The 16,313-nt window shown below is 62.6% G+C and carries 13 protein-coding genes; 3 read left to right on the top strand and 10 right to left on the bottom strand.

Features of this window, described 5'->3' with window-relative positions; genetic code table 11:
• The first annotated feature begins 2 nt into the window (after positions 1 to 2).
• On the top strand, positions 3 to 2,111 hold the full coding sequence (gene pbpC, locus O3300_RS15880; RefSeq protein ID WP_305053598.1) for a penicillin-binding protein 1C: 2,109 nt from the start codon (positions 3 to 5) through the stop codon (positions 2,109 to 2,111).
• Here the strand turns inward: pbpC and O3300_RS15875 are convergent, their stop codons facing one another.
• The 10 genes from O3300_RS15875 to O3300_RS15830 all read right to left on the bottom strand — a co-directional run bounded on the left by O3300_RS15875 (position 2,112) and on the right by O3300_RS15830 (position 14,167).
• A complete protein-coding gene (locus O3300_RS15875; RefSeq protein WP_305053486.1) occupies positions 2,112 to 3,734 on the bottom strand; it encodes a DUF2875 family protein in 1,623 nt (540 codons plus the stop codon).
• A gap of 101 nt (positions 3,735 to 3,835) precedes the next feature.
• Positions 3,836 to 6,154: a DUF3274 domain-containing protein gene (locus O3300_RS15870; protein ID WP_305053485.1), complete on the bottom strand. Its 2,319-nt coding sequence runs from the start codon at positions 6,152 to 6,154 to the stop codon at positions 3,836 to 3,838.
• 92 nt (positions 6,155 to 6,246) lie between these two features.
• Positions 6,247 to 6,843 (bottom strand): hypothetical protein, encoded by a 597-nt coding sequence (locus O3300_RS15865; RefSeq protein ID WP_305053484.1) that lies wholly within the window; start codon positions 6,841 to 6,843, stop codon positions 6,247 to 6,249.
• Positions 6,844 to 7,002: 159 nt separating this feature from the next.
• A complete protein-coding gene (locus O3300_RS15860) occupies positions 7,003 to 7,311 on the bottom strand; it encodes a hypothetical protein (RefSeq protein WP_305053483.1) in 309 nt (102 codons plus the stop codon).
• 104 nt (positions 7,312 to 7,415) lie between these two features.
• Positions 7,416 to 8,762, bottom strand: coding sequence for a sigma-54 dependent transcriptional regulator (locus tag O3300_RS15855; protein WP_034758888.1), 1,347 nt, complete (start codon positions 8,760 to 8,762; stop codon positions 7,416 to 7,418).
• A complete protein-coding gene (locus tag O3300_RS15850) occupies positions 8,749 to 10,656 on the bottom strand; it encodes an ATP-binding protein (protein WP_099664876.1) in 1,908 nt (635 codons plus the stop codon). Before O3300_RS15850 ends, O3300_RS15855 begins: the two co-directional genes overlap by 14 nt.
• Before the next feature lie 234 nt (positions 10,657 to 10,890).
• A complete protein-coding gene (locus O3300_RS15845) occupies positions 10,891 to 11,682 on the bottom strand; it encodes an ABC transporter ATP-binding protein (protein WP_077401587.1) in 792 nt (263 codons plus the stop codon).
• Between the two features lie 11 nt (positions 11,683 to 11,693).
• On the bottom strand, positions 11,694 to 12,503 hold the full coding sequence (locus tag O3300_RS15840; protein WP_369812242.1) for an ABC transporter permease: 810 nt from the start codon (positions 12,501 to 12,503) through the stop codon (positions 11,694 to 11,696).
• Between the two features lie 36 nt (positions 12,504 to 12,539).
• Entirely contained in the window at positions 12,540 to 13,541 is a 1,002-nt protein-coding gene (locus tag O3300_RS15835) for an ABC transporter substrate-binding protein (RefSeq protein ID WP_099664875.1), read from the bottom strand.
• Between the two features lie 380 nt (positions 13,542 to 13,921).
• Positions 13,922 to 14,167: a hypothetical protein gene (locus O3300_RS15830; protein ID WP_305053482.1), complete on the bottom strand. Its 246-nt coding sequence runs from the start codon at positions 14,165 to 14,167 to the stop codon at positions 13,922 to 13,924.
• 478 nt (positions 14,168 to 14,645) lie between these two features.
• On the opposite strand from O3300_RS15830, the gene O3300_RS15825 reads away from it, so the two are divergent.
• On the top strand, positions 14,646 to 15,146 hold the full coding sequence (locus O3300_RS15825; protein ID WP_010396453.1) for a winged helix-turn-helix domain-containing protein: 501 nt from the start codon (positions 14,646 to 14,648) through the stop codon (positions 15,144 to 15,146).
• A 285-nt stretch (positions 15,147 to 15,431) separates the two neighbouring features.
• Positions 15,432 to 16,304, top strand: coding sequence for a zinc-dependent peptidase (locus tag O3300_RS15820; protein WP_305053481.1), 873 nt, complete (start codon positions 15,432 to 15,434; stop codon positions 16,302 to 16,304).
• Positions 16,305 to 16,313: the final 9 nt, after the last annotated feature.

Below are 16,313 nucleotides of genomic sequence, written 5' to 3'. Positions count from 1 at the left end.
GTTTGATTTTTTTCACGGGCTGCCTGCTGGCCGGCCAGGTTTTCGCCGAGGTGGTCCTGACGCCGGCCCAGGTGCAGGCCGCCTACCGCAGTTCGGAAGCGCAATTGCTGGACCGCAGCGGCGCGCCCCTGCAATCCTTGCGCGTGGACATGAAGGTGCGGCGTTTGCCGTGGGTGCCGCTGGCCGACATCTCTCCCGCCGTGCAGCAAGCCGTGCTGCTGGCGGAAGACCAGCGCTTCATGCGCCACGGCGGCGTGGATGTGTCCGCGCTGGCCACGGCCGCCTGGGACAATCTGTTTTCCAAGAAACCCCGGGGCGCTTCCACCATCACCATGCAGCTGGCGGGCCAGCTGGATGCGGACTTGCAGGCGTCCTCGGGCGGACGCAGCCTGCGCCAGAAGTGGGACCAGATGCGCGCGGCCCAGGCGATCGAGGATAGCTGGAGCAAGGCGCAGATTTTCGAAGCGTATTTGAACCTCGTGTCGTTCCGCGGCGAATTGCAGGGCATCGCGTCCGCCTCGTACAGCTTGTTCGGCAAGGCGCCGTCGGGCCTGAACCAGACGGATGGCATCATTTTGGCCAGCCTCGTGCGGGCGCCGAACGCGCCGCCGGCCACCGTCACGCGCCGCGCCTGCGCGCTGGCGAAGGAATGGCGCATGGACAGCAGTTGCCAGCTGATCGGCCAGCGCGTGCAGACGGCCTTGCAGCGCAACGCGCTGTACGCGGACCTGGCGCCGGCGCCGCAAGTGGCGCAGCAACTGTTGAAACAGCCGGGCGCGCAAGTGGCCAGCACGCTCGACGGTCCCTTGCAGCGTTTCGCGCAGGAAAACCTGCGCCAGCAACTGGCATCCTTGCGCGAGCGCAATGTCAACGATGGCGCCATCATCGTGCTCGACAACCGCAGCGGAGACATTCTCGCCTATGTCGGCAATGCGGGCGGCAGTCATGTCGATGGCGTGGCGGCCTTGCGCCAGGCTGGTTCCACCTTGAAACCATTCCTGTATGAACTGGCCATCGAGCGCCGGCTGATGACGGCCGCGTCCGTCATGGACGACTCGCCGCTCGACGTCGCCACGGCGTCCGGCATGTATGCGCCGCAAAACTATGACCGCAATTTCAAAGGGTATGTCAGCGCCCGCACCAGCCTGGCCAGTTCGCTCAATATTCCCGCCGTGCGCACGGTATTGCTGACGGGGCAGGACGGCTTCTACAACCGCCTGAAGGACGTGGGCCTGTCCAGCCTGACGGAACCGGCCGAATACTACGGCCCTTCGCTGGCGCTGGGTTCGTCCGAAGTGACCTTGCTGGAACTGGCCAACGCCTACCGCGCGCTGGCGAATGGCGGGCTGTACAGCACGGCCAGCCTGCAGCCGGGCCAGGCGGGCAAGGACAAACGCCGCGTCATGGAAGCGGGCGCCGCCTTCATCGTGGGCGACATCCTGGCCGACCGCGCCGCGCGCAGCATGACCTTTGGCTTGCGCAACGAACTGGGGACGAATTTCTGGAGCGCCGTCAAGACGGGCACGAGCAAGGATATGCGCGACAACTGGTGCATGGGCTATTCGGCGCGCTACACGGTGGGCGTGTGGGTGGGCAACTTCGACGGCAAGCCCATGTGGGACGTGTCGGGCGTGACGGGCGCCGCGCCCGTGTGGCGCGACGTGATGGATTATCTGCACAGGAACGTGCCCAGCCATGCGCCGAAAGCGCCGCCCGGCGTGCTGCAGCAAATGGTGGCGTACCAACCCGCGCTGGAAGCGCCGCGCCGCGAATGGTTTATTGCCGGCACGGAAAGCCCCGTCATCGCCGTCGTGGGCGACACCGTGAAGCCGCCCGCCATCGTGTATCCGGCCGACGACAGCATCCTCGCCATCGATCCCGACATCCCGCCCGCCCTGCAGCGCGTGTTCTTCCAGGCCCAGGGCAGCCGCGACTTGCGCTGGGTGCTCGACGGCAAGGACATGGGCGGCGCGGCGGAGAGCATCAGCTGGCGCCCCGTGCCCGGCAAGCACGCGCTGGCCCTCGTCGACGACGCCGGCAAGACGGTGGCGCAGGTGGCGTTCCAAGTGCGGGGGAATGCGCTGGCGCAGCTTGCCGCACAGGGTAAGTAATCAGTTCGATGGATAGTTCGCTGGGTCGATGGCTGGCGTGACGTAATGCCGCAATACATCGCCGCCGTGCGGGTGTTTTTGCGTGCGGCGTCTTTCGTCCGATGGCGGACTGACCAGCACGATGGTCGCTTCTTCCGGATTACGCAGATTCACCACGGCGCTGACGCCGCCGTCGCGGTAGCTGCCCATCACGCCGACGGCCATTTGCACGAACAGAGTGGCCGCGCCCGTGTTGCCCAGGCGCTGGTCCGTATCGATCCACTGCTGCGGCTTGCCGCTGTCGAGTTCCGTGCCGCCATCTTCCGCATGCTTGAGCAAGGTCTTGTGCAACGCCACCAGCTGTGCCTGATTGCCGCCCGTGGCGGCGACCAGGCGCGCCGGCGCGGCGGGACGTTCGCTTTCCGGCAAGCTGTGCAGGGCCTCCTGCCAGCCCGCCTGCAAGGCCTGTTCGCGCTGGTCGCGGCGCGTGAGCGGCTTGCCGTGTTCATCCGTCATCCTGACGAACGTGGGCCTGTGGATGAAGCCGAAGGTCGGCAGGCGGTCCAGTTGCGCCAACTGTTCCTTGTTGAAGGGCACAGGAAACCAGGGCGTGGGCTGCCACTCTTTCGGCGGGTGATAGGTCTTGTGCTGGAGCTTGTCGAGCATGCTGAAGCTGCCCGTGCCACGGATGTCGGGACGCCGGGCGAATTGTGCGGCGACGGGCAGCCATTCGGCGATTGAGGGCTGGCGCCGGGTGGTGGCTGCCGGGTCGCTTTCCAGACGTTCCTGGGGCACGGTGCCCATCAAGTCATAGTAGGCCAGATACAGGCGCCGCGCCACGCCGTAGGTATTCAAGTCATCGACGCTATCCTCGGGCGGTGCATCGTCGTAGGCGAACTTTCGCACGGCATCGATGCGTTCGCGCCGGGCCAGCACGAACAGGGCGGAGGCGTCGGGCATTTCGGGAATGTAGCGGCCGTCATGTGTGAGCGGCGGAGAGTTGTCCGGGCTGTACAGGTTGCGCGTGGGCATGCTGTCTTCGGAATTGAGCACGATGTAAGGCACGTCGGGATGGGCATCGAAAAAGGCGAACACGTCTTCCAGGATGCGGTCCGGATGTTCGCTCAGGCGGCGTGGACCACTGGCGAACAGATGCCAGTGCAGACCGGATGACGCGGCGCCACCGGCCAGGCCTATGGCTGGCGAGTCGGGGCTGTCCAGCATGCGCGAATTAAAGATTGGTGGCTCAGCATTGAAAACGGGGACGCCAAAATACATGGGAGTATCCCTCGCCCCATTCTCCAGTGTGTCGCCACCGCGGCCACCTGCTATTCCAGCTCTTTGCATGGCATCCCAGGTGTACTTTTCCTTGTCCTGTTCGCGGATGCTGGCATAGGCGTTTCCCTGCTGCAGCGCTTCCCACAGTTTTCCCTGCCGGTATTTGTCCAGGGTGACGCCGAGACCGATCACTTCCAGCACATATTCCCGCTTGTCCTGTTCGCTAGGCGCCGCCTGCTGCACTTGCGGCTTTGCGACGGCCACGGGCTTGGGCGAATGCAGCCAGCGAGAGCCGAGCAATGTAGCTGCCACGATGGGGGGGATCAGCAAGAACCATCGCAGGTGCTTCCATATTTTTCTGCTCATTGTGAACTCCAGCAAGAAAGGGGATGGAATGAACAGTAGTAGCAGTGCCAACACGATGGCAGCTGCACCAATCGAATACTGCCAGCGTGGGAATAAATTTTTCATCTTGGAATATCGTCGCTTGATTTATGGACGACCGGAGTGATGAGCGACTCAGTGCACCTACCGTTGACTATTTCACAAATGACGGTAGACGGCAGGCCTGCTTGCAATGCGGGCACAAAGGCTGGTAACTCTCCCGAACTGTAATAATGGGCATTACCTTCAATGATTTGCTTGCGTTGTAGAGGTTCTGCAGCCCAATAGGCTGCAAATTTTTTCATGAAATCCTCCCATCTCAGGATGGATTGTCTTATAGGATTTTTTTTGTCGTTTTGCAGCCGCCAATCCGCCACCGCACACAAATACCGGTAAAACCTCGGATCGCTGCTGGCCTTGCCCCCGCCGATGGCCACGTCATACGCCGTCACGTTGCGGTGGTTTTCTGCGTTACCGATGATGGCGCCGTGGAAGGATTTGGGGCTGACCTCGTTCTGCCAGCGCTGGCGCGCCTCGTTCGGGGTTTCTTCGCGGTCCACGCGCAGCCTGTCGCCGCCGCCCGGGTGGCGCGAGACGCGGTCGAGCTTGCATTGGTCGCCCGCTTCCTTGCCCAGGTTCAGGGCCTTTTCCACTTGCTCGCGCTCGCCCGCGCCGAACATGCCGGCGCCGTACTCGGGAATGCGATGCTTGAGCGGCCGCGGATCGGCGATGATTTCCTGCTTGCGGATGCGCAAACCTTTCTTGCTGGTCACCGCGATGGCCGCGTCGATCGGGTCGACTTCCTCGCACGGTCCTTGCTGGTCGCGCGGCAGCCTGGCCTGGTCGGAATCCTTCGGGAATTGCCCAGGGCGGATCTCGCCGCCGTCCAACACGGCCTTCGTGGGTACGCGCAGCGCTTCGCCATTGATCGTGCGCAAGCCTTCGCGCCTTCCCGCTGCCGTGGAAAAGACATTCCATTTGCTGGGCTTGACGGGCGGCCAGGGCGCTTCGTCATGGCTGGCGCGGTGACCCCGGTTGGCGCCCGCCACGTGGGCATGGTCATCCTCGCCTTCCACGCGCAGGGCGAAGTCGTGCGGCGGCAGGCCCACCGGCACCGGCCCGCGGTTCTTGCCGGCCGCATCGGGGCGTTGTTTGTTGGTAAATACGCGCTGGTGAAACCCTTTGCCCAGTTCCGCCAGCGGCTGGCGGCGCTGGAATTCCTTTTCCCAGTAGGTGGGGCCGTCGCCCCAGATGCTTTTGTTCGTCTTGCCCTTGGTTTTGGACAGGCCATGGCCATCGATGTGGTCGGGTATGCCTTGCCAGCCTATGCCCTGCATATTATCCAGCGCCACAGTCATGTCTTCGGGGCAAAAGTACAGGTAAACCTTGCCCCGGTTGTCGCGGTCCGCTTCCGCGCGCCATGCGGCGCCCGCCATGCCATGGCAGATAGTGTGATCCTTGATGTGCGCAAAGGCGGGCGTGGCGTGCTTTTTTGCCACCACGCCCTGCACGATCTGTACGAGGGTTTGCAGGCGTGCATGCAGGGTCTGGCGGTTGTCGATGGCGTCGTACTGGCTTTCCATCGCCGCATCGCGGCCGCCGCCGAAGATGCGGCTCGCCTCCGCCGCGCCGAAAAACATCGTCGTGTCTTCCACCAGGCTGTAGGGAGGATGCGTGAGGATCAGGGTGTCGGCGGGGCGCTTGCCCTCATCGAGCAGGAAGGCTTGCGCCAGCAGCGAGATCAGACAGCCCTGGCTGTGCGCGACGATGGATACCACGTCGTTGCTGTCGTAGTCGCGGATCATGGCGATCAGCGCGGCCAGGCGCTTGGCCGCCAGCACCATGTACATGCGGCCTGGCGCCGTCATCAGTGGACGCACGGGGTCGCCGCCCACATCGTAGGGTGAAAACAGCCCCTTGTTCCACATGTCGGGCAGGGTGTTGGTGGCATTGCCGAACGGACCGCCGTTCTTCGACATGTCCTTGTCCAGGCGGTTGCCGTAGCGGTCAGTGTTTTGGCCGTTGACCACTTTGCTGGCGTTGCCGCGTTCGCGAAAGCCCCAGTAAAACGGAATGATGGGGCTGTACGTCGCCTCATCAGGCTTGCGCTTGAAATACACATCGTCCGGGTCGGCGATGGTTTTACGCTTGTCGGCCTCTTGCGGCAGGCGGTAGGCGGCTGGGGTGAAAACGTGGCCGCCGCCGTACATGCGCGCGTCGAGTCCCTGGCACAGCCCCTTTTCCACGGCACTGAAACTCGTGCCCACGTCATTGACGCCATGGATGACGATGACGTTGCCCGGCAGTTCGGGGCGGATGCGCACGATGGCTTCCTGCATGCGGTCGCAGTGCAGCAGGGCGGTGCTCTTGCCGCTGATATACGGAAGTTTGGGATACGCCATCGCCGCTCCAGGCTGACCAGACAGGTCAGTGTAGAGGGGCGGGATGACTGATTAATTGCGTTTCCGCAAGCATTGCGGAAAAGAAGGCGTCCTTACGGCGCGCTGATGATCTTCGTCAGCGCGATGCGGTACGCGGGCTGCACGTCGCCATCCTTGTCCAGCTTGTCCATCATGATCGCGCCATAACCTTGCGCGTACCATACGTATTCACCGCTTTTACCACGGCTCTTGCCGCCGACGTCGCGCAGTTCGAACTTGCAGGCGTCGGGGAAGCGGCGGCCGCCCAGTTCCAGGCGTTCCCAGCCGAGGAAGGTGATCGAGAAATCGCGTTTATCCGTGCGCGTGGAGGTGGTGATCTTGTCCGACAGGCCCGCCAGCGGGTAGTGGGTGTCCGTTCGCGTGTCCGTGAATTGCACGCGCACTTCCTGGCCGGGGCGCATGTTGGCGGGGATGGCGGACTGCGGCGTGTAGACGTTCTTGCTGCGCACGGTGCCGTCTTCGTTGTAATGGATGGCGCCCGTCAGGAAGACCTGACCGTCGCGGATATCCTGGTAGGACGTGGCCAGCAGCACGCCGCCGTCGAGGATCAGCTGCGTGCCCTTTTGTTTCTTGCCCTCGAACATCTCCTCGACGTTGACTTGCGCGTCGCCATTGTTCTTGCTGAATTTGATGCCTGTCGTCAATTCCATGCATTCGCCCACCGTGGGCGCCGCCTGTACGCTCGCGGCCGCGAATATGCTGGCCGCCGCCATTCCACACCATGCTGCTTTCATTGTCATCCTGGATATATTGCAAAGGCGCGATGATAACGTGCCTTGGAGCAATGTGGCGCAGCGCTGGAGGCAGACTTAGCGGGCCGGCGCGACTGGCGTCGCTGGCGGCGCGGTGGCCGGTCCGCTGGCGGCCGGGGTGCCCGGCGTGGCCACGGGCTTGCCGCGCCGCGTGCGCTTGTCCGTGCGCGTCTTGGCGGGCTTGGCGTCGTGGATCGGCTTGCCCTTGTTATCGAGCTTGTCGGACTGGTCCGATTGCTGGCCCGGGTCCCTGGCATTGTTGGTGTGATTGCCCGTCTGGTTCACATTCGTCGTCGACTGGGCTTGCACCCAGGCGCCGCCGACGGTCATCAGGGTGGCTGCCAGCAAGAGAGCGGCGGTTTTCATGGCGGTATCCTGTGAGAAATGAGGTTGAGCCTGCATTCTCACACAGGAGTCCGCCCGCACGGGTAGGACGCCGCCTCATGGCCGTGTCGGCTATTTGCTTCAGATCAACGGAACTGTTCCGTCGAGATATCGAAGCGCTTGAGCTTGTCATACAGGGTTTTCTTCGGGATATTCAGGCTGGCGGCCGCGTCGATGACGTTGCCGTTGTGGCGGCGCAAGGCTTCCTCGATGATGGAAATTTCGAAGGTGTCCACTTGTTCGGCCAAGGATGCTTCGCGGCAGCCGGCCGGGCTCAGGGTGTCGTCGAGCAGGCCCAGCACGAAGCGGTCGGCCACATTGTGCAGCTCGCGCACATTGCCGGCCCAGCGCTGCGCCATCAGCGAGGCGATCAGTTCGCCGCTGACGAGGGCGGCCGGCTGGCCGTAGCGCAAGGCTGCTTGCAGCACGAAGAATTCGAACAGCAGCGGGATATCCTCGCGCCGGTTGCGCAGCGCGGGCAGGGTCAGGCTGGCCACGTTCAGGCGGTAATACAGGTCGGGCCGGAATTTCCCTTGTTCGGCCAGCACATTCAAGTCTTCCTTGGCGGCGGCGATGACACGGAAATTGACGGAAATCAATTTGTTGGAACCAAGCCGTTCCACTTGGCGTTCCTGCAGCACGCGCAGCAGTTTCACTTGCAGGGCCAGCGGCATGCTTTCGATTTCATCGAGGAACAAGGTGCCGCCGTTCGCGTACTCGATCTTGCCGATGCGCTGGCGCTGCGCGCCCGTGAATGCCCCTTCTTCGTGGCCGAACAGTTCCGATTCGAAGATCGATTCGGGCAGGGCGCCGCAATTGATGGCCACGAACGGGTGGTCGCGCCGCTCGCTGAAATCGTGCAGGCAGCGGGCGATGAGTTCCTTGCCGGTCCCCGTTTCGCCGAGGATGATGATGTCGGCCGATTTCGGCGCCAGGTTCAGCACCAGCTGGCGCACCTTGGCCATGGCCGCGCTGCGCCCGACGATGCGCGCCTCGATGCCGACCCGCTGTTCGAGCTGGCGGCGCAAGTTCATGTTTTCCAGCACCAAATGGCGTTTATCCAGGGCGCGGCGGCACACTTCCACCAGCAAGTCGGCGGAAAACGGTTTTTCGATGAAATCGTAGGCGCCACGGCGCATGGCGCCCACGGCCATCGACACGTCGCCGTGGCCCGTGACGAGGATGACGGGCAGGCTGGCATCCTGCGCCACGGCGATATCGAGCAGTTTCAAGCCATCCATGCCGGGCAGCTTGATATCGCTCAATAAAATGCCCGCAAATTCCGGCACTAGGTAGGGCAGCGCTTCTTCGGCCGTGGCGACGGCGGTCACTTGCAAGCCCGCCAGTTCCAGCGATTGCCGCGCGCCCTTGCGCACGACCGCGTCGTCTTCCACCAGCAGCACTTGCATGCCTTCAAAATTATTCTCGTGCATCGGGTGTTTCCTCTGTCTCTTTATTCTTTTCCCCCGGGGCGCAGCTCAGGGTGATGGTAAATTGCGCGCCGCCCCCTTCCTGCGCGCTGCGGTTGCGCACGGCCAATGCGCTGCCGGCCGCGCGCAGTATGCCAGCGCTGATCGACAATCCCAAGCCCAGCCCGTGTTCCTTGGTGGTATAGAAGGGGTCGAAAATCTTGTCCAGCGAAGCGAGCGGGATGCCGGGGCCATTATCGGTGATATGCAGCACGGCGAGGTCGCCTTCGCGGCGCACCTGGAACCAGATTTGCACGGGCTCGTTTTCCGGCACGGCATCCATGGCGTTCGTGATCAGATTGGTAAACACCTGTTCCAGGCCGATGGCGTTGCACAGGACGATGATGTCGTCCTCCAGCCAGCTTTCATGCAGGGTCAGGCGTTGCGAATGCTTGCGGGTGCGGATTTGCAGCATGGTTTGCGCAAACGCCTGGCGCACGCTGACGGGTTTGCGGGCATCGTCGCTGCGCCGGGCAAAGCCTTTTAGTTGTGACGTCACGTAGCCGAGACGCTTGACGAGGTCGGAAATGGTCGACAGGTTGTCGAGCGCATCGTCGATGCGCCCGCGCGCCAGGAAGACCTTGGCATTGTCGGAAAACGTCTGCAGGGCGGCCAGCGGCTGGTTCAGCTCGTGCGTGACGCCGGCCGCCATCTGGCCGATGGCGGCCAGCTTGCCGCTTTGCACCAATTCCGCCTGGGCATAGCGCAGGGTCTGCTCGGCCCGCTCGCGCTCGGCCACTTCCGCCTGCAGGCGGCCATTCGCGTGCACGAGGTCGGCCGTGCGCTGCTCGACCTTGATTTCCAGCTGTTCATAGGCGCGTGCCAGCGTCTGTTGCGCATTGAGCTTGTCGGCGATGCGGCGCCGGCGCTGACGCGCATACATCAGGGCCAGCAACAGTAAGGCCCAGCCCAGCGCGGCGGCGATGGCCGCGTTGCGCGCCGCCTCGTCGACCTGGTCGAGCTCGGCCAGCACGGTGATCTGCCATTGCAGCGGGCCCAGAGCGCGGTTCACGGCCAGATAGTCGGCGCTGCCGGACAGGGCGGGCGTATCGCCCGTCTGCGGACGTTCCAGCGTCATCACGCTGGCGCCGTCGGCAAACTGGCGCCGCAACCGGTGCGGCAAGATGGGCAGATTTTCCTGCAGGAACTGGCGCTGCGCGCTGATATCGTTCTTCGCGGCCGGCGACAGGGGCGCCAGGGTCTTGAACTTGAAGGCGGGCGTGGTAGCCAGGATCAGCACGCCATTTGCATCCTTGACCCAGATCTGTTCGCCGGCGCCGGGCGTGCGCCACGATTGCTCGATCCAGTCCAGGTTGACCTTGGCGGCGACGATGCCGATGATGCGCCCGTTGCGCTGCACGGGCTGCGAAATGAAATAGCCGGCCTCGAAGGTGGAGGCGCCGATGCCGTAGAAGCGGCCGATGCCGCCCGCGATCGCATCCTTGAAGTAGGGCCGGAAACCGTAGTTGACGCCCACGTACGAGCTGCGGTCTTGCCAGTTGCTGGACGCCAGGGTCGTGCCCTTGTCGTCGAGCACGTAGACGGCAAAGGCGCCCGCGCGGCGGTTCATGTCGACCAGGTAGGCGTTGATCTGCGTGACCTTGTCGGCGCTGGGCTGTTCCAGTAGTTGCGCCACGGCATCGCTCTGGGCCACGGCCAGGGGCAGGAATTCGTACTTGTTGAGGGCGCCGCCGATGGACGCCGCATACAGTTCCGCGCGCGAATCGAGGGTGCGGTGCAATTCATCGAGCTGGCGCTGCTTGACCCAGGCATACGACGCCCACGTCAGCACGACCAGCGATCCCACGGCCAGCAGGGGGCCGAGCGCGGGTCTCAGGGTCCATTTGCCGAATGCCATGGTGCTCCGTGTGTCGGGTTAAGCTTGCGTGTGCCGCAAAGAAGGAATGGTAGTGTACGGCGGGATTCACCCGAATGGGTGAATCCTGATTTACGACTGACATGCAAAGTTGCAGTGTCTGACAAAACCGTAGCGAGCGGAAGGGAGAGGTGGCCGAGAAGCGGAACCGTACTCTAGTACGGTGAGCATCGCAGGCCGCCTATACCGACGCGCAGTAGGTTTGGTCAGACACCACTAATCAGCGGTGCTGGCCATGGTCTCGGCGTTGTGATGGCGCTGTTGCTCTTCCATCACCATCTCGCCCAGCATGCGCTTGAGGCGGTTGAACTCCGGGTCGCTCGGGTCGCGTGGGCGGGGCAGTTCGATGGCCACGTCGCGCTTGATGGTGCCGGGACGGTAGGTCATGACGATGGTGCGGTCGGCCAGGTAGATCGATTCCTCGATCGAGTGCGTGACGAACACGATGGTGGTGCCGAAGACTTTCCAGATTTTCAGCAATTCATCTTGCAGGTTGCGCCGCGTCAAGGCGTCCAGCGCGCCGAACGGTTCATCCATCAGCATGATGGGCGAATCGAGGGCCAGCACGCGGGCAATCGCCACGCGCTGGCGCATGCCGCCCGACAAGTCTTTCGGGTAGCGGGCACGGAATTCCGTCAAGCCCAGCATGCTCAGCAGCATGTCGACCCGTTCCTTGATTTCGGCCGGCGTCTTGCCGGCGATTTCCAGGCCGAAAGCAATATTGCTCTCGATGGTCATCCACGGGAACAGCGCATATTCCTGGAACACCATGCCGCGGTCGGGACCGGGTTCGGTGATCAGCTTGCCGCCGGCCAGGATCTGGCCGGACGTCGGCTGCGAAAAGCCGGCGATGGCGTTGAGCAGGGTCGACTTGCCGCAGCCGGACGGTCCCAGCAGGCAGATGAATTCGCCGCTGGCGATTTCCAGGTTGATATCCTTCAGGGCGATGACGTCCGCGCCGCCCGTGGTGAAGATTTTATTGACTGCATTGATATTGATCGTGGTCATGGCCGTTCCTCTCAGTGTTCCAGGCCGCGGTGCCACTGCAGCAAATGATTATTCAGGGCATTCATGGCCATGTCGATGGCCAGGCCGAACAGGCCGATGGTGAACATGCCGGCGATAATCTTGTCAGACCAGAAATATTCGCGCGCTTCCAGGATGCGGAAACCGAGGCCGCTATTGACGGCGATCATTTCCGCCACGATCACGACGATGAAGGCCGTGCCCATGCCGATGCGCGCGCCCGCCAGGATGTAGGGCGTGGCGGCCGGCAGGATGACGCGGCGGAACATGGTCATCTGGCTGGCGCCCAGGTTGCGCGCGGCGCGGATATAGATGCCGTCGACCTGGCGCACGCCGGCGATGGTATTCATCAGCACGGGGAAGAAGGAACCGATGCTGATCAGGAAGAAGGCGGGCGGGTTGCCCAGGCCGAACCACAAAATGGCCAGCGGAATGTAGGCGATCGGCGGAATCGGGCGCAGCACCTGCACCAGCGGGTCGAACAGTTTATAGATGGTCTTGTTGGTGCCCATTAGCAAGCCCAGCGGCAAGGCCAGGCCGGCGCCGATGGCGAAGCCGCCCAGCACGCGCGACAGGCTGGCCCAGGCGTCGTGCGGCAGTTCGCCGGAGAACATCCACACCAGGTAATTGCCCGTTTCGGGCGTGTAGGCTTCCATCGGCACCAGGTATTCATACCATTTCACCAGCACGGCCACGGGCGAGGGCAGGATTTGCGGGTTGATCCAGCCGAACGTCGACATGGCTTGCCACAGCAGCAGCACGGCCACGGGCACGGCGGCACCGTGCGCGAAGCGTTTCATCATTTGAATATTCATCGTGATACTTTCAGATTAGCGTGGTTAGCGTGGTGCGTAGGATTTCTTGGCTTTTTCCAGCAGGTCCAGCTTGACCCAATCCTGTGCCGCAGGCGGTTTGGCCATGCGGCCCACGCCGAATTTCACCATGTAATCGGTGGTCAGCTGCACGTGGCTTTGCGTGATGTCTTCCGTGAAGATGGCGTTGTCGATGGCGTCGCGGTAATCCTCGGTCGTGATCTGGTTCTTGAACATCGATTCGCGCACGTATTTTTCCGCCAGTTTCGGGTCGGCCAGGAAGGCGCGCGTGGCGGCGACGAAGCAATCCATGAAGCGCTGGGCCACGGCAGGTTTCTCTTTGTACATCTTTTCCGTCATCACGAGGGCGCGCACGGGTTCGCCCAGCGGCGTGTCGTAAGGCTTGATGATGGCCGCGCCGTATTTCTTGTGGATGGCCTGGGTCGAGTACGGCTCGGACTGGCTCATGACGTCGATATCCTTGGTCAGCAGCGCCTGGTTCAAGTCCGGGTAGCCCATGTACAGGATCTGCACGTCCTTGCCCGGCTTGTCGGACCAGGTCAGCTTGGCCTTGGTCAATTCGGCAAACAGCAGGATTTCCTGCGGGCCGCCGCGCGTGACGCCGACTTTCTTGCCTTTCAGGTCGGCAATGCCCTTGATGTTCAGGTCGGGACGGCCGACGATCTGCACGCCGCCCTTGGCGAAGCCGCCCACCAGGTACACGGGCAAGCCTGTGGCGCGGCCCGTGATGGCCGCTTCCAGCGCGCTGGCGGATACGTCGATTTCACCGGCAATCATGGCCGGCACGATGTCGAGGCCCTTGGCGAAGATGCGCTCTTCAATTTTCAAGTCGTATTTGGGCGCGATTTCCTTCATGTAGGCGACGGCGCCGTAATGGGCGAATTTCAGGTTGCCCAGGCGGACCAGGTCGGCTGCATGGACGGCCAGCGGGAATTGCGCGGCCAGTGCGACGGCGACGGTCAGTGCCTTGGTGTTCAGGAAGGACGAGATGCGGAAGGTGCGTGCCATGCTGTTGTCTCCAAAAGGTAGATGGTTTTATATAGTGGGTCGGGCTGCCGCTCTGACGGCGGTTATGAAAATATAAAAGCATCTTCCGTGCCAGTGGAGCGCATTTTGACGTTTATTGCAAGTGATTGTTTATAAAGGTTTAATTTGAATCTAGTGAAAATGGGAAATGGCGAGATTCCGTCTTTCCGCACGAGGAGGGGAAAGGCTGTGCGGATTGCCGCATTTTCGGGGCGGCTTGCCGGTGAACCTTCAGGGCGTGGCCGACTCCAATCGTAAAAAAACGCGTTGCAAACAGGCTGGCAACGCGTAACTCCCCCGTGGAGTAGGGATGGCGCCGCGCGGGCGCCCGTCTGAGGCCGTGCCGGCCTCGACTGTAGGCTTTACTTCGGCGCCGTGGCCGGCGGCAGGGCGGGCGCGGTGGCGGGATCGGTCAGCGGCGCAGGCGGCGCAGGCGGCGTCGTGCTGCCGGCACCCGCTTCCGGCATGGCTGGCGCGACGGGGGCAGGCATCACTTGTGGGGTGGAAGCGGGATTGGGCGCCGTTTCGGGCAGGGGCGGCTCGGCCGGTTTTTTACAGGCGGACAGGGTGACAAGCAAGGCGGCGGCCAACAGGGCGGGCATTTTCATGATATTTCCTTTGCAAGAGTCGAAGATTCGCGATGCGGGCGGCAGGCGCCGCGCGCGAAGCTTGAATTTATTGCAATGGCGTTTCCGCTTCTGTTCGCTATTTCACTTTGCGCCACGAATGGCGGCACAGGGTCATCCTGCCGGTTTTTAGATGTCTTTTTTAGATGCCACGAGAGAAAGAATTCAATAGGGCAATATTTTTCACTTTCTTGCTTCTAATGTTCGTTAACGCACAGACCGCAGCCGCCGACACGGGCATTCTGTGCCCAGACGCTCAGGATTCGTGGTGTTCTGGTATAAAAATTGCCAAGAACTTAACAATCCGGGCTACCGGCAATCGTTTAAAAGGAGTATTCAAATGCATGCAATGACTCAGTCTCACGTGAAGAGCGAATTAAAGGCAGCGCACCAGGAACTTCGTAGCCCCGAAAAAGGCTCGCAAATGGTAGAACGCGCAGCACCTATCCCCCCGGAACGCATGAATCCCATTTCCATGGCACCGATCGAGCGCGTGCGTTCGACGTCCGCCACCCTGCGCCGCATCGAAAACATGCAAAAGCTGATCGGCGAATTGTCGCTGCACGAGATGCTGGCCGACGAAATCGCCTGGTTCCTCAAGTTTTCGCCATCGGGCGCCCGCAAATACATCCGCGACCTGCGCGAAGCGGGCGTGATCGAACTGGCCCGTTACATCGAAGGCACCGCCACCTACCTGGGCAAGGCAGTGTACCAGCTGACGCCAGACCCTGAGCGCGTGCGCGCCTTCCTGGCCGCCATCGTCCAGCCAAAACGCGAAGGCGCGCCACCGCGCAAGGATCGTCCAGGCTTGCGCGAGCAAAGCATGGCAGGCAGCGGCCGTCACTTCCACATCCTGGCCGATGACACGCATTACGCCATCCGCGTCAACCGTGGTCCCGTGACGCGCGATCCGCTGGTCGCTGCCCTGTTTGGTGCGCCGCAGCAAAAGGCTGCCGAGTAATAGTTGTTACGGCGCCTGAACGGCCGCCTGGCGGCTGGCGGGCATCGCTTGTGGTTCGTATTATCAGACGCATGTCGAAAGCCGGGTTGCGACCCGGCTTTTGGCGTTGCGCCGAACCATCCGAGGTGAGTCGATTGAACGTGGTCTGATTGAAAAGACTGCAAGCATCCCCATGTGGGCTGGACTGCTGCCCGCGCCGTGCGGGTTCACTTGAAGGAGCTTGTCCTTGTCTGCCTACGCCGTGTTCTCCTGCATTGCTCCCATTGTCCTGAAACGGGCCGCCGCATGAACCCGCTGCTGTGGATCGCCCTCGTCACGGCGGCCATCGTCTTTTCGCTGTGGTTCCCCCGCTGGCGCCTGCAGCGGGCCCTGGCCAGGCCCTTGCCGGCCGCAGGCCTGGCCGTGCTGGAAAACAATATCCCCGTCTATCAGCATATGCCGGCGCCGCTGCAGGAGCAGTTGCGCCGCCTCGTCGTGCAATTCCTGTATCAAAAGAAATTCGTCGGTTGCGGCGGCCTGGAAATCACGGACGAGATGCGCTACACCATCGCCGGCCAGGCTTGTTTGCTGCTGCTGAACCGTCAGACGCAGGTGTATCCCGAACTCGACACCATCCTCGTGTATCCCACGGAATTCATCGTCACGCGCAATGAAGTGGGGCCGGGCGGCGTGGTGACGCCGTCGGCGAATGGCTTATTGGGCGAATCCTGGGGCGATGGCCGCGTGGTGCTGGCCTGGGACCACGTGCAGCGGGGCGCGGCCGACTGGAGCGATGGCCACAATGTCGTGCTGCATGAATTCGCCCACCAGCTCGACAGTGAATCGGGCGCCGCGAATGGCGCGCCCTACCTGCCCAGCGTGTCGAGCTACCGCAGCTGGGCCACCGTGCTGTCGCGCGACTTCGACAACCTGCGCCACGACGCCATGTACCAGCAGCAAAGCGTGATGGACCATTACGGCGCCACCAATCCCGCCGAATTCTTTGCCGTGGCCACGGAAACCTTCTTTGAAAAGCCGTACCAGATGGCTGAACACCATGAAGAACTGTATGCGCAATTCTTGCAGTACTACAAGGTCGACCCGCGCGACTGGATGGCGCCGCCCGTGGAACCCGAACACATGACCTCGCCATTCCCCAATTACGCCCCGCACTGGTAAGCGGGGACG

It is taken from the genome of Janthinobacterium sp. SUN206, from assembly GCF_030587305.1.
Lineage (GTDB): Bacteria > Pseudomonadota > Gammaproteobacteria > Burkholderiales > Burkholderiaceae_D > Janthinobacterium > Janthinobacterium kumbetense.
This window is presented reverse-complemented; position numbering and strand designations above follow the sequence as displayed.

Excerpts from the sequence above, each read along its gene's own strand:
- O3300_RS15825 (WP_010396453.1), top strand. The coding sequence starts at position 14,646 with ATGAATCCCATTTCCATGGCACCGATCGAGCGCGTGCGTTCGACGTCC.
- O3300_RS15835 (WP_099664875.1), bottom strand. The coding sequence starts at position 13,541 with ATGGCACGCACCTTCCGCATCTCGTCCTTCCTGAACACCAAGGCACTG.
- O3300_RS15830 (WP_305053482.1), bottom strand. The coding sequence starts at position 14,167 with ATGAAAATGCCCGCCCTGTTGGCCGCCGCCTTGCTTGTCACCCTGTCC.
- O3300_RS15840 (WP_369812242.1), bottom strand. The coding sequence starts at position 12,503 with ATGATGAAACGCTTCGCGCACGGTGCCGCCGTGCCCGTGGCCGTGCTG.
- O3300_RS15875 (WP_305053486.1), bottom strand. The coding sequence starts at position 3,734 with ATGAGCAGAAAAATATGGAAGCACCTGCGATGGTTCTTGCTGATCCCC.
- O3300_RS15845 (WP_077401587.1), bottom strand. The coding sequence starts at position 11,682 with ATGACCACGATCAATATCAATGCAGTCAATAAAATCTTCACCACGGGC.
- O3300_RS15855 (WP_034758888.1), bottom strand. The coding sequence starts at position 8,762 with ATGCACGAGAATAATTTTGAAGGCATGCAAGTGCTGCTGGTGGAAGAC.
- O3300_RS15870 (WP_305053485.1), bottom strand. The coding sequence starts at position 6,154 with ATGGCGTATCCCAAACTTCCGTATATCAGCGGCAAGAGCACCGCCCTG.
- O3300_RS15860 (WP_305053483.1), bottom strand. The coding sequence starts at position 7,311 with ATGAAAACCGCCGCTCTCTTGCTGGCAGCCACCCTGATGACCGTCGGC.
- O3300_RS15865 (WP_305053484.1), bottom strand. The coding sequence starts at position 6,843 with ATGGAATTGACGACAGGCATCAAATTCAGCAAGAACAATGGCGACGCG.
- O3300_RS15820 (WP_305053481.1), top strand. The coding sequence starts at position 15,432 with ATGAACCCGCTGCTGTGGATCGCCCTCGTCACGGCGGCCATCGTCTTT.
- O3300_RS15850 (WP_099664876.1), bottom strand. The coding sequence starts at position 10,656 with ATGGCATTCGGCAAATGGACCCTGAGACCCGCGCTCGGCCCCCTGCTG.